Origin of the sequence: Lysinibacillus sp. NPDC086135, assembly GCF_044746345.1 — a bacterium.
In the GTDB taxonomy this organism is placed as follows: Bacteria; Bacillota; Bacilli; order Bacillales_A; family Planococcaceae; genus Lysinibacillus.
The window spans coordinates 201,287-213,911 of sequence record NZ_JBIVCA010000003.1 but is presented as its reverse complement, the minus strand read 5'-3'; the positions used below and the strand labels follow the sequence as shown (position 1 = coordinate 213,911).

The window sequence follows — 12,625 nt, the reverse complement described above, 5'->3', positions numbered from 1 at the left end:
CGTGGCGTTCTTAGACTGAGTTCCTCTATTTCAGCGGATGTTTGGCATCTGCTGAAATAAGTTAAAAGAAAAATCGTTGTATATCATTCCATGTAACTACGACCATTAAGATCATCAATAGTACGATACCGACAAAATGCACAAGACCCTCTTTTTGACGATCAATTGGTTTGCCTCTTACTGCTTCGAAGCCGAAGAACAATAGACGACCACCGTCAAGTGCTGGAAGCGGTAGTAAATTCATAATTCCAAGGTTAATACTTAACATCGCGGCCCAATTCATTAAATTGATGAATCCATATTGAGCGACCTGCTCTGTCGCTTTATAAATGCCTACTGGACCTGATAAAGCATCAATCGTAAATTTACCGGTAATTAACATACCAAGCAATTCAAATATTTTAGCAGTCATATTATACGTTTCTTGAGCGCCATAAACAACAGACTTTAACGGATTAAATTCACGTGGGCTCTCATACTTAACCCCTATTTGACCAAACTTTTCGCCATTTTGTTCAACTTCTTTTACCGTCATATTCAAGTTAACTTGCTGACCATTTCGTTCAACTGTAACAGCAATATCTTCACCTGGATGATCTTGTACAATGGCAGCTAAATCTTGCCATTTCTCAACCGCTTGTCCGTCAATGTTAACTACTCTATCCCCTGCAAGCATTCCTGCTTGTGCAGCTGGATCATTTTCTACTACTTCTGTGATGATTGGCTCATACGTAGGTACACCATGAATTAATCCAATCAGCATATAAATAATAAACGCTAATATAAAGTTAAATAACGGGCCTGCAAAGATTGCCATAGCTCGTTGACCGACTGTCTTAGCGTTAAATTGACGATCGTATGGTGCAATTAACGTTTCTTTTCCGTTTTCTACGAGAATACAATCTCTTGCAACATTATAACGAACTAATTTTTCCTCTTCATCATAGCCTTCTACAAACAAATCCTTTTCTAAATCGGCATGCTCAACTTCTAAAAATAACAAATCTGGTAATTGCTTATTATTTTGATTAAAGATAATTTTCTTTACAACATTATCTTCATCTACAATAAGCCCTACTCGATAGCCCGGCTGTAATTCGGCGCCATCCATGTCCTCACCAGCCATACGCACGTAACCGCCGATCGGCAATAAACGTATCGTATAGATTGTTTCACCATGTGTTTTTCCATAAATTTTTGGTCCCATACCGATAGCAAATTCCCGAACCATAATTCCTGCTCGTTTCGCGAATAAGAAGTGACCAAATTCATGGAAGAATACAAGTATGCCAAATATTAAAATAAATGCAATAGCTGTTTGCATAAAATCCCACCTTTAAAAGCGAATAGTTAACGATATCTTCTCTCTTTATTTTACCATGTCTAACACTGTTTTTCTCGTTTCACTGTCTACATGCAAAATTGTTGGCAAATCTGGCACTAATATGTTGTTATGTGCTTGCATTACACGCTCAATCGTTTCGTCAATTTCAAGGAATGTTATTTTCCCTTGTAAAAATGCCGCAACTGCAGCTTCATTCGCTGCATTCATCGCTGTTAAAATTGTACCGCCTGTGCGCCCAGCCTCATATGCTAGTCGCAATGCTGGATAACGTTCAAAATCCATTTCTTTAAAATGTAGCTGACCAATTTGCGCTAAATTAAGTCGTTGTCCGTTATGTAGCGGCATACGATCTGGGTAACTTAATGCATATTGGATAGGTACACGCATGTCCGGCGTACCTAGCTGTGCAATGACACTAGTATCATGATACTCAACTAGGGAGTGAATAATACTTTCTCTATGCAAAAGTACATCAATTTTATCATAAGGCATATCAAATAACACATGTGCTTCAATGACTTCTAGCCCTTTATTCATCATTGTAGCTGAATCTATCGTAATTTTCGCACCCATTGACCAGTTCGGGTGATTTAGTGCATCTACAACCGTTACATGCTTCAATTCCTCGCGTGTTTTGTCACGGAAGCTACCACCAGAAGCCGTAATAATTAATCGTTCAATATTTTTCGGATTCTCACCATTCATCGATTGGAAAATCGCAGAATGCTCACTATCAACCGGCAAAATTGTTGCGTTATATTTCTTAGCCTCTGCCATCACTAAATGTCCAGCGGTTACAAGTGTTTCTTTATTGGCAATGGCAATTGTTTTGCCCATGCGAATTGCAGCTAATGTCGATTCTAGTCCAACACTTCCAAGAACCGCGTTTACTAGCACTGTCGAATCAGGATGTGTAGCGACCTCTATGAGCCCTTTTGCACCAAACGTAAAGTGTACTTGTGGATATTCTTTAGCGAGCATAATTGCATCTTCTTCTAATTGAACAGATACAAGCTCAGGCTTTAAAGTTTCAATCATTTCACGAGTTTTTTCGATATTTTTTCCTGAAGAAAACGCTACTAAATGAAAGGCATCGCGTTGTTCTTTTAAAATATCATAGGTTTGCCAACCGATTGAACCAGTTGCACCAAGTAAACTAATTTTTTTCACGACGAGTTGTCCCCTTTTTCTATCTCAGCAAAAATGATATAGCACGATTATTACCACTCTGTTTAGAGGTAAATGCTATTGTTATGGCTCATCACCATAACGTAGAGTTGATTTGTGGTTCCGACTAGACTCTTCCAAGAGGAGTCCAACGAGCCGCTATTGTTCCTAGTTACCAAAAAGATGTAAAAAATGTAGTAAAGGCACGACAAATAAAAGACTATCAAAGCGATCTAAAATACCGCCATGTCCAGGTAAGATATTGCCTGAATCCTTTACGTCAAAATGACGCTTGATAGCCGATTCCACTAAATCGCCCATTTGACCAATAATTGACGCAAAAATTGTGATGAAAATAAGTGAGACATAGCCGTTCGCAAACGGATAAATTGCCTGCATTCCAACAGCAAAGATTACAGCAATGACAATCCCCCCAATAAAACCTTCCACGGTTTTCTTCGGTGAAATTTCTGGCCATAGCTTATTTTTGCCTAGTTTTCTTCCTACAAAATATGCACCTGAGTCAGTTGTCCAAACTACAAGTAAACAATATACGACAAACTCTAGACCAAAGCTTCGTGTTTCGATTAAATAATGGAAGCCTAACCCGACATAAAACGCACCTAATAATATAAATGCAACTTCATCGAATGTAATTTTATTTTTTACAAGGACTACATATATGAGTAATAGCATCATTAGACCATACACAACCATTAAATTGGAGGAATAGCCAATTGCATCTACTACCTTATTTGACCAGTCTGTTGGTATAACAAGAAGTATTAATGTTAGTAACCCTAAAAAACCAGGTACTGAAAAAAGTGAAATACCTTTCATTTTTAGTATTTCATAAAAGCCGACAACAGCCATTGCAAGCACAAGTATTGTAAATGGCACTTTTCCATAAATAACAAATGGAATAAATAGTGCTGCTGCAATTATTGCTGTAATAATTCGTTGTTTCAAGTTGTTTCTTCTCCCTTCAACCCACCGTAACGGCGATTACGTTTCTGGTAGTTTTCCACCGCTGCCAGTAAGTTTTCCTCGCTAAAATCTGGCCACAATGTATCTGTAAACCAAAATTCTGTATAGGCGAGCTGCCATAACATAAAGTTGCTTAATCGCACTTCACCACTTGTACGAATTAATAAATCTGGCTCTGGCAAATGAGCCGTCATTAAATGAGATGTCAAGCATTCTTCTGTTATGTCTTGCATCGTTAATTGACCATCCTGCACCTTCTGAAGCATTATTTTCATGGCGTTAACCATTTCCGAACGACTTCCATAATTCAGAGCAAAATTTAGAATTAATCCTGTATTATGCTTCGTCTCCTCCATCGCTTCATACAACGCTTTTTGCGTATGTGCAGGTAATAAAGATGGATCTCCTATCATCTCAACACGTACATTGCGTTCCATCATTTCAGGTAAAAAGGAACCTAAAAATTCTACAGGTAAACGCATTAGGAAATCGACCTCTGGTTTTGGTCGCTTCCAATTTTCTGTAGAGAATGCGTACACCGTTAAAACTTTAATACCTAAATCTGACGCAAATCTAGTTACCTTTCGTACCGTCTTCATACCTTCATGGTGCCCAGCAACACGTGGCATGGCACGTTTCTTTGCCCAACGTCCATTTCCGTCCATAATAATCGCTACATGGGCAGGAATCGGCTCGTTTTTAGCAAGGGCAACACGTTCCTCCAATGATAGTGAATCTATATTTATTTGTTTACCTAATAGCTTTTTAAACATGCTAACTCCCCCACTACAACTAATCGGACGTATACTAACCTATCATAACAAACAAAAGCGCGTTTTGTCTTTTTTTTCCCTCTAAATTGACTATGTATGAACTACCTTATTTTAGAACTACACACATTTTAAGATATCACCATATGTTGAGTTAATTTTCGTTACAACTGAGTGTAGTCGAAACGAACATCAACTTATCATGACATATTCCAACCTAAGGTGATGAACTCTTTAGTAGAGGGGCTTTTAAGACTTTTATCACGCCCACTCAATTGAAGGGGTAATTGCTTCCCTTATTTTGTTCATAATAATGTATTTCAGTTCACGTAAAGAATAGTTCTTTTTAATCTTAAATGAAAGCAAAAATAGATGAAAGATATTTCCCTTAAAACAATTAAAGATGCTGTCTCGGTAAGTGTTTGTATACCTGCCTGAATAAAGACACTTTAACAGTAAAGAGAAAAGACGTCCTTTATATATATAGGACGCCTTCATCTCATCAAAAAGTTCCATCATAGATATGCAAAACGAGTTGCTTACACTTCTAGAATTTCTTTTTCTTTTTCTTTCGTCACTTGATCTACTTTAACGATGAATTCATCTGTTAATTTTTGAATATCTTCACCGTAGCCACGTAGATCATCTTCTGTGATTTCGCCAGCTTTTTCAAGTTTTTTTAGATCATCATTCGCATCGCGACGAACATTACGTACAGCGATTTTTGCATCCTCTGCTTCTTTTTTCACTTGCTTCACAAGATCTTTACGACGCTCTTCTGTTAAAGCCGGGATCATTAAACGAATGACAGATCCATCATTTGTTGGTGTAATACCAATATCTGATTTCATAATCGCTTTTTCGATTTCACCTAAGATTGTTTTATCGTAAGGTGTAATAACTAATAAACGCGCTTCTGGTACCGATACACCTCCAAGCTGATTAATCGGTGTTGGTGCACCATAATAATCAACCGTAATGCGGTCTAATAGAGAAGCATTTGCACGACCTGCACGGATTGAAGCTAGTTCACGTGAAAAAGCGGCAATTGTTTTGTTCATTTTGTCTTTAGCTTGTTCTAAAACTTGTTTAGTCATTATGCATTCCTCCTAACAACTGTTCCAATTTTCTCGCCTTGTACGGCACGTTTAATATTACCTGGTTCCGTAATTGAGAAGACAATTAACGGAATATCGTTATCCATACATAAAGTAGAAGCTGTTGAATCCATTACTTGTAAGCCCTGTTGAATAACGTCTAAGTATGTGAGTGTATCATATTTAACGGCAGTTGCATCTACTTTCGGATCTGCAGAATAAACACCATCTACATTATTTTTCGCCATTAAAATCGCATCTGCGTCGATTTCAGCCGCTCGTAACGCAGCTGTAGTATCTGTAGAGAAGAATGGGTTACCTGTACCTGCTGCAAAAATTACTACACGTTTTTTCTCTAGATGACGAACTGCTTTACGGCGAATATATGGCTCCGCTACTTGTGTCATTACGATAGAAGATTGCACACGTGTTTCAATTCCTAATTTCTCCAGTGCATCTTGTAACGCTAAAGAGTTCATAACCGTTGCTAACATACCCATATAATCGGCTGCTGCACGATCCATCCCCATTTCGCTACCGATTTTTCCACGCCATATATTACCGCCACCTACAACAACAGCAACTTCTACATCAAGATCTACTACTTCTTTTACCTGTTCTGCAACAGACTTGATAATTTTTGGTGATAAACCGAAGCCCGCTTCCCCAGCTAACGCTTCACCACTTAATTTTATAACTACTCGTTTATATTGTGGCACACTCATTGTAAACCTCCGTCAGACTTTATTTAAAACATCTCTATTCCCTTTTCCATTATAGTATAAATAACAATAATTGCTAGTTGTGAATAAGGCAGAATAGGAAATTATATGGCTCATCACAATAACGTGTGGTTGATTTCCGTTCCGGCTGGGCGCTTTGTAGCTGCCGCTTCGCTTTCGCTACAGAAAACATTTGCCGCTGACGCTTCGCTTTCGCGCAGAGCAGAGCTTCCTGGGGGCGTCCGATGAGCCGCTTGGGCCAACACGAAGTTGGTCACGAAGGCGTTATCACAGGACGTGATGCTCTTAGCCTTCGTTCCTCTGCCTGCTCGCTCCAGGGTCTCGTGCCAACAGGATGTTGGTCACAAAGGCGTTATCACAGGATGTGATGGTATTAGCCTTCGTTCCTCTATCGCTGATCCCCAAGGAGTCGCCAGCCTCCACTCCAATCAACTTATATACATAGCATACGTTTTAACAAATGTCATCCACAACTTTTGGTGATGAACCAATTATATCTTTTTTTCGCTCATTTCGGAAAAATAGGGAACACGCTATGTTGTGTTCCCCATTTTTTTGTCTAGAAAATCTAGATATTATTTGATTAGGATCAAACGCAAGTAAATTAGTTACCTTTAACTTGGCTCATTACTTCTTCAGCAAAGTTATCTTCACGTTTTTCGATACCTTCACCTACAGCGTAACGTACGAAGCCGTTTACTGAACCGCCAGTTGAAGCAACGAAGTCACGTACTTTTTGATCTGAGTTTTTAACGAATGTTTGGTCAAGTAAGCAAACATCTTCGAAGTATTTACCAAGACGACCTTCAACCATTTTTGCTACGATGTTTTCTGGTTTACCTTCGTTAAGAGCTTGTTCAGTCAATACTTTACGCTCACGTTCAACTTCTTCAGCAGAAACTTCATCGCGAGAAACATAAGTAGGGTTAATAGCTGCGATATGCATAGCAACATCTTTAGCAGCTGAAGCATCTGTAGAACCTTCTAAAGAAACTAATACACCAATGCGGCCGCCCATGTGTAAGTAAGAACCGAATGCATCTGCATCAGTTTTTGTTTTCACTTCGAAACGACGAAGAGTAATTTTTTCACCGATAGTTGCAATTGCTGATGAAATTTGGTCAACAACTTTTACACCTTCAGCATTTGTAAGCTCTAATGCAGCTTCAATTGATGCAGGTTTAGCAGCAAGTAATTGTTCAGCTAGAGAAGCAACTAATACTTGGAATTTATCGTTTTTAGAAACGAAGTCAGTTTCAGCATTTACTTCAAGGATAATTGCTTCGTTACCTTGTTCTAAAATGTAAGTTGTACCTTCTGCAGCGATGCGGTCAGCTTTTTTAGCAGCTGAAGAAAGACCTTTTTCACGTAGGAAATCGATTGCAGCATCTAAATCGCCATCAGTTTGTACTAACGCTTTTTTACAATCCATCATTCCAGCGCCAGTTTTTTCACGTAATTCTTTTACTAATTGTGCAGTAATGTTTGCCATTTAGTGTTTCCTCCTCAAATTGGTTGTACAAATTTTAGTGATAGGTTCTAAAAAAGGTGATAAGGGTCCTGAGCCACTTATCACCTTTTTGTAAACGTGAATTACTCAGCAGCAGCTTCTACAGCTGGAGCTTCTTCTTCACCTTGTTTTGACTCGATTAAAGCGTCAGCCATTTTAGCAGTTAAAAGTTTAACAGCGCGAATAGCATCATCATTAGCAGGGATTACGTAGTCGATTTCATCTGGATCACAGTTTGTATCAACAATACCTACTAGAGGGATGTTTAATTTAATAGCTTCTGCAACAGCAATGCGTTCTTTACGTGGGTCAACCACGAACATTACGTCTGGAAGAGCGTGCATATCACGGATACCGCCTAAGAATTTGATTAGACGTTCGTGTTCTTTTTTAAGTTGGATTACTTCTTTTTTAGGTAGAACTTCAAAAGTTCCGTCTTCTTCCATTTTTTCGATTGCTTTCATACGTGCAACACGTTTTTGAATAGTACCGAAGTTTGTAAGAGTACCACCTAACCAACGTTGGTTGATGTAGTAGTTGCCTGAACGTTCAGCTTCATCTTTGATCGCTTCTTGTGCTTGTTTTTTCGTACCAACGAAAAGAACTTTACCACCGTCTTGACCAACTTGACGCATGAAGTCATAAGCTTCCTCTAATTTTTTAACAGTTTTTTGTAAGTCGATGATGTAGATCCCGTTACGCTCAACGAAGATATATTTCTTCATTTTTGGGTTCCAACGACGAGTTTGGTGACCGAAATGTACACCAGCTTCAAGTAATTGTTTCATAGAAATTACTGACATGTGAATTTCCTCCTAGTATGTTTGGTTTTTATCCTCCGCATTTATCACTTGCAACAAGCTACCCTATACTTAGAGCACCACTTACTACATCAAAATGCGTGTGTATTAATAACACCATTTGCAACTATATCATAGCTTTATCCCGTTCGCAACTGTTTTAGTGATGAAATTTCAACAAAAGCTCAATCTCTGTTTTTCCTTTTTGCAGCTGCTTGGCAATTTCTTCTGCTGTTTTACCTTGTTTCGCTAATTCAACAGCTTGTTGTTCTATTGTTAATGGCTTCGCTTCTTCCTTTTTGGTTGCATTAGTTGGCTGCTGGGCCGAATGCACCACTTTAGCTTCTGTTTTAGCTTCAGTTTGCTGCTGACGTGAATAAGCATTGGCTACAATATTTTTGGGCACATAGAAACGCGGTTCATTATCTAGACTAGTAGAACCGTCTACTGTGCTTTCCTTTGGCAAAGAAGGCGATTGCTCCTGCTCCTTTTGTCTCTCAATCTGTTCTTCATGTTTCACAGCATTCGTTTGAGTTTCAGACTTTGAAACTCGTTGTAGCTCTTGAATTAGGCGATCATTTTCATCTTTCATCTCAGCTAAATAAACACTAATGGTGTCATCCATTTCACGCATTAAGCGCTCCTGCTTTTTTTCTAAGTCCTTAAATTTTGCTAGCTTCGTATTTAATATAATAAGGAAATAAAATGAAAGTAGCTGTAAAATAAAAAGAACCGCGATTAGTATGATTGTCATAGTAAGCTCCTATCCACTAAAATCCACAAAATTTCCTTTAAACGGATGCTGCGCTTGCGTTTCTCGCTTCTCGTTATCCTTATTTTTCTTTTTTCGAGTACCTTTTATATACTCGCCACCTGCTTCTTCATCTTCACTAATCTCATCCATACCCTCTGAAGTATTCACAACTTTTTGCTTGCGTTCTATTTCTTTTTTTAACGCGTCATTTGCATGTGCTTGCTGAGCCAAAGTTTGTTGTTGGGCCTGATCCGCCATTTTCCCTGCTTCAAATGTTTTTGGAATAGCTATTTGTAGTTCGACACCCTTTAAACTCATGTGACTCCCTCCTTCAACGATATGTATATAAGGATTATTATGCATTAATCATTTCATTAGATAATAATTTCCGTAGCTTTAATAGCGCCTTTGAGTGGATTTGTGAAATGCGCGATGTTGATAACCCAAGCATTTCTCCAATTTCTGTTAATGTTAATTCTTCAGTATAAAATAAACTAAGCACCAGCTGCTCCTTATCATTGAGCTTTTGGATATTTTCTGCTAAATCCCCAAGCAGTTCAGACTTAACGACAGCTTGCTCAGGTGTCGTTGTTGTATCATCACGAATAACAAATGACTTTCCATCAGTCTCATCTTGATCTTGCTGCTCATTAATGGAAAGAACATTTGAAAAGAAATGCTCCTGTACAGTTTGGTAAACTTCCTCAACAGGTAAAGTCATATGTTCCGCAAGTTCCTCAGGTGTTACATGACGCATATATTTTTGTTCTAACTGTTCAATCTGTGCATCTAATTTTTTTGCCTTCTCACGTGCGGAACGCGGCAACCAATCTTCCTTACGTAAACCATCAATAATTGCTCCTCTTACTCTAAAAGAAGCATATGTATCAAATTTTAAGTCTCTATTAATATCAAATTTATTTAATGCATCAAAAAGACCTACCATACCTAAGCTCGTTAAATCGTCTCGCGATACACTCTTTGGTAAGCTCGATCCAATGCGTTGTACATGATAAGATACTAGAGAAATATATTTTTTTATAAGTAAATCACCAGCATCTGGATCACGTTCATTTATCCAGCGGTTCCACAGCTTTTGTTCATCGTTCAGAATTGGTTGTGTCATGTAATCCACCTCTCTAAGAAAAACGCATTTACGCGCCTGTTTGCCACTGTCTTATATTACCTTGTTGTTTTCTGTTGTACTTCTTCCTAGGAAATTTAGTTATTTACAGAGGGTAACAAAGTGTTACTAGCTATCCAGCCTCTAACATAAAAACCAATGTAATTCTTTCCTATATTATAACAAGAATCGACTTTAATTTCATTTGTTTCTCAGACTCAATCATAGATTCTTTACATTTTTGTGTCAGGCATTTTTTAGTTTGGACATAGTCAAAACTAAAAAATGCACAAGAATTAAGATAACTATAAAAAGAGCCGCTACTCGCGACTCCTATTTTTTAAGCATTATTTAATTGCGGATCATCCTCACGAATCATCATTGTGCGTACAACTTGCGCAATTTCTTCTGAGTTTTCATCTTGAAACTCAACGGTAGAGCTGGCCGTCGGTGTTTCTTGATTGTCTTCCTCACGATTGCCGGATTCGTTTTCTTCATGCTCACCTTCAACGACCTCTTCAGCATTCTCTGGTGTGAATAAAATGTAGGCAATTAAAAATCTTACAATATACATGATGAAAAACACAATTATTCCCGCCACAAATGACCCTATGATAATACGTAATGGTGTATAAGGTTTTAGAAAAGTACTAAAAAAATATATAGAAAAGGCAATTAATGCTCCCCATAGGTTATAAAAAATAGAACCAAACATTATATTTCGCTCACTCCTTGGTTAACCGTTCGAATATGTAATATCGAAGTCGCAGGACTAAATTCAATTGTTCTACCACTATTTCCGCCCGTGTCTTCGGCAACTAAACGAATTCCATGGCGCTTTAGCTCATGCTTTACAGCTTCTACATTACGCGGGCCGATGCGCATGGAATCTTTATCTGAAGTAAATTGAAACATCTGCGCACCACCCGCAATTTTTGCCTTTAGCTTGAATTTTTGAACGCCTTCTAACTTTAATAAGTCAATCATTGCCGCAATGCCTGTGTCAGCAAATTTAGCCATATTTATTGACTCTTGTCTACCTAAACTCGAATCTGGCAACATCACATGAATTAGACCAGCTATTTTTTTTGATTCATCGTATAAAATAACACCTACACAAGATCCAAGACCTGATGTTCTTATCGTATTTGGTAACTTTACTACATCCATTTGTGCAATTCCAACTTTTATAACTTGCCCATTACCACTGTTTTGCATCATCTATGAAACTCCTAATGCTTTAAAAATAGCATCAAATGAGTCTGGATCTGGTAATAAAAAGAAATGCCCTCTTACTGTTTCCTGATCCTCTACACCGTCTTCAAAAATGGATGTGTTAATGACGATAACATTATCGCTAACGTGTGATAATTCAATTAAACCAATACTAATAATGGCACCAAACATGTCAACACTTAGTCCCGGCACAGTTGGATAAATTTTTAAATTTGTAAAGTCAGATAACGCCGATAAATAAGAGCCAGATAAAATATTACCCATCTCCTGCATAGCTGATAAACCTAACTCTGAAACAGGTCGTTTTTTAAAGTCGAATGATTCATCAAATATGAGACGACGAATAAAACGATTCGCTTGTTCAATTGGCAGAATAAAGAACATACTACCTTCAGCATCACCTTCAATGCGTAGATAGATTCCAACTACGACATTCTCAGATCCGCCAGCAAGCTCCATCATGTCATTAAATGAAACCATTTCAACCTTTGGTACCCGCATATCAATTTTTTTACCGAGTAAATTGGAAAGTGCTGTCGCCGCATGCGCAGCACCTATATTACCAATTTCCTTTAATACATCTAAATGTAGTGATGTAATCTTTTGATTATATGTCATTATCGATCCCTACTTTAGTGGATTTAGTACTTTTTCTAAATGCAATAAAATTAATAATCGTTTATCTATTTTAGCCACCCCTGAAATAAACTCTTCTTCCAATGAACCTACTACTTCGGGCTGTGGTTCAATAGAGTCAGCAGGGATGTCTAACACATCATTTGCAGAGTCTACGACGAAACCTACTTCCATATCTTCTAATGAAATAATGATAATACGTGTTGTTTCTTCGTGCTCAGAGATAGGTAATTCAAACCGTTCACGTAAATCTACAATTGGTGTTACGACACCGCGTAGGTTAATAACACCTTTTACATATTTCGCCGTTTTCGGTACGCGCGTAATATGCATTAGTTTTTCAATTCCTTGTACATGTGACACCGGAATCGCATATTCTTTATCAGCTAGTTGAAAAACAATTACTTTAATACTTTCTTGTTCCACTGCATTTGTCATTGTTTACACCTCTCTTATT

At 38.0% G+C, this 12,625-nt stretch carries 15 protein-coding genes; all 15 read right to left on the bottom strand.

Going from position 1 to position 12,625, the window contains the following annotated elements; genetic code table 11:
• Positions 1 to 61 precede the first annotated feature (61 nt).
• Entirely contained in the window at positions 62 to 1,324 is a 1,263-nt protein-coding gene (rseP, locus tag ACIPKN_RS06110) for an RIP metalloprotease RseP (RefSeq protein WP_400934315.1), read from the bottom strand.
• A gap of 45 nt (positions 1,325 to 1,369) precedes the next feature.
• Positions 1,370 to 2,515 carry a 1-deoxy-D-xylulose-5-phosphate reductoisomerase gene (dxr, locus tag ACIPKN_RS06105; RefSeq protein WP_400934313.1) on the bottom strand — a complete coding sequence of 382 codons (1,146 nt, stop codon included), beginning with the start codon at positions 2,513 to 2,515 and terminating at the stop codon, positions 1,370 to 1,372.
• Between the two features lie 165 nt (positions 2,516 to 2,680).
• On the bottom strand, positions 2,681 to 3,481 hold the full coding sequence (locus ACIPKN_RS06100) for a phosphatidate cytidylyltransferase (protein ID WP_400934311.1): 801 nt from the start codon (positions 3,479 to 3,481) through the stop codon (positions 2,681 to 2,683).
• The gene (locus ACIPKN_RS06095) at positions 3,478 to 4,272 is read right to left on the bottom strand and encodes an undecaprenyl pyrophosphate synthase (protein ID WP_142507448.1); all 795 of its coding nucleotides are present in this window, start codon (positions 4,270 to 4,272) and stop codon (positions 3,478 to 3,480) included. The genes ACIPKN_RS06100 and ACIPKN_RS06095 overlap by 4 nt, the downstream gene beginning before the upstream one ends.
• Before the next feature lie 536 nt (positions 4,273 to 4,808).
• Positions 4,809 to 5,366 (bottom strand): ribosome recycling factor, encoded by a 558-nt coding sequence (gene frr / locus ACIPKN_RS06090; protein WP_400934309.1) that lies wholly within the window; start codon positions 5,364 to 5,366, stop codon positions 4,809 to 4,811.
• Complete coding sequence (pyrH, locus tag ACIPKN_RS06085) at positions 5,366 to 6,091, bottom strand: UMP kinase (protein WP_142507450.1); 726 nt, start codon at positions 6,089 to 6,091, stop codon at positions 5,366 to 5,368. The genes frr and pyrH overlap by 1 nt, the downstream gene beginning before the upstream one ends.
• A gap of 622 nt (positions 6,092 to 6,713) precedes the next feature.
• Positions 6,714 to 7,601, bottom strand: a complete 888-nt coding sequence (gene tsf / locus ACIPKN_RS06080; RefSeq protein ID WP_142507451.1) for a translation elongation factor Ts — start codon at positions 7,599 to 7,601, stop codon at positions 6,714 to 6,716.
• Positions 7,602 to 7,702: 101 nt separating this feature from the next.
• Entirely contained in the window at positions 7,703 to 8,422 is a 720-nt protein-coding gene (gene rpsB, locus ACIPKN_RS06075) for a 30S ribosomal protein S2 (RefSeq protein ID WP_049668466.1), read from the bottom strand.
• Between the two features lie 157 nt (positions 8,423 to 8,579).
• Positions 8,580 to 9,173, bottom strand: a complete 594-nt coding sequence (locus ACIPKN_RS06070; protein ID WP_142507452.1) for a hypothetical protein — start codon at positions 9,171 to 9,173, stop codon at positions 8,580 to 8,582.
• 9 nt (positions 9,174 to 9,182) lie between these two features.
• Positions 9,183 to 9,491 (bottom strand): RNA polymerase subunit sigma, encoded by a 309-nt coding sequence (locus ACIPKN_RS06065; protein ID WP_132357417.1) that lies wholly within the window; start codon positions 9,489 to 9,491, stop codon positions 9,183 to 9,185.
• A 37-nt stretch (positions 9,492 to 9,528) separates the two neighbouring features.
• Positions 9,529 to 10,299 (bottom strand): FliA/WhiG family RNA polymerase sigma factor, encoded by a 771-nt coding sequence (locus ACIPKN_RS06060; protein ID WP_132357418.1) that lies wholly within the window; start codon positions 10,297 to 10,299, stop codon positions 9,529 to 9,531.
• A gap of 337 nt (positions 10,300 to 10,636) precedes the next feature.
• Complete coding sequence (locus ACIPKN_RS06055; RefSeq protein WP_400934306.1) at positions 10,637 to 11,011, bottom strand: hypothetical protein; 375 nt, start codon at positions 11,009 to 11,011, stop codon at positions 10,637 to 10,639.
• On the bottom strand, positions 11,011 to 11,517 hold the full coding sequence (locus ACIPKN_RS06050; protein ID WP_400934304.1) for a chemotaxis protein CheD: 507 nt from the start codon (positions 11,515 to 11,517) through the stop codon (positions 11,011 to 11,013). The genes ACIPKN_RS06055 and ACIPKN_RS06050 overlap by 1 nt, the downstream gene beginning before the upstream one ends.
• Positions 11,518 to 12,150 (bottom strand): chemotaxis protein CheC, encoded by a 633-nt coding sequence (locus ACIPKN_RS06045; protein WP_132357421.1) that lies wholly within the window; start codon positions 12,148 to 12,150, stop codon positions 11,518 to 11,520. It lies immediately after the preceding gene.
• Positions 12,151 to 12,159: 9 nt separating this feature from the next.
• Positions 12,160 to 12,606: a chemotaxis protein CheW gene (locus tag ACIPKN_RS06040; protein ID WP_132357422.1), complete on the bottom strand. Its 447-nt coding sequence runs from the start codon at positions 12,604 to 12,606 to the stop codon at positions 12,160 to 12,162.
• Positions 12,607 to 12,625 lie beyond the last annotated feature (19 nt).

Coding starts and splice junctions, on each gene's coding strand:
- rseP (WP_400934315.1), bottom strand. CDS start 1,324: ATGCAAACAGCTATTGCATTTATTTTAATATTTGGCATACTTGTATTC.
- ACIPKN_RS06095 (WP_142507448.1), bottom strand. CDS start 4,272: ATGTTTAAAAAGCTATTAGGTAAACAAATAAATATAGATTCACTATCA.
- frr (WP_400934309.1), bottom strand. CDS start 5,366: ATGACTAAACAAGTTTTAGAACAAGCTAAAGACAAAATGAACAAAACA.
- pyrH (WP_142507450.1), bottom strand. CDS start 6,091: ATGAGTGTGCCACAATATAAACGAGTAGTTATAAAATTAAGTGGTGAA.
- tsf (WP_142507451.1), bottom strand. CDS start 7,601: ATGGCAAACATTACTGCACAATTAGTAAAAGAATTACGTGAAAAAACT.
- rpsB (WP_049668466.1), bottom strand. CDS start 8,422: ATGTCAGTAATTTCTATGAAACAATTACTTGAAGCTGGTGTACATTTC.
- ACIPKN_RS06070 (WP_142507452.1), bottom strand. CDS start 9,173: ATGACAATCATACTAATCGCGGTTCTTTTTATTTTACAGCTACTTTCA.
- ACIPKN_RS06065 (WP_132357417.1), bottom strand. CDS start 9,491: ATGAGTTTAAAGGGTGTCGAACTACAAATAGCTATTCCAAAAACATTT.
- ACIPKN_RS06060 (WP_132357418.1), bottom strand. CDS start 10,299: ATGACACAACCAATTCTGAACGATGAACAAAAGCTGTGGAACCGCTGG.
- ACIPKN_RS06055 (WP_400934306.1), bottom strand. CDS start 11,011: ATGTTTGGTTCTATTTTTTATAACCTATGGGGAGCATTAATTGCCTTT.
- ACIPKN_RS06050 (WP_400934304.1), bottom strand. CDS start 11,517: ATGATGCAAAACAGTGGTAATGGGCAAGTTATAAAAGTTGGAATTGCA.
- ACIPKN_RS06045 (WP_132357421.1), bottom strand. CDS start 12,150: ATGACATATAATCAAAAGATTACATCACTACATTTAGATGTATTAAAG.
- ACIPKN_RS06040 (WP_132357422.1), bottom strand. CDS start 12,606: ATGACAAATGCAGTGGAACAAGAAAGTATTAAAGTAATTGTTTTTCAA.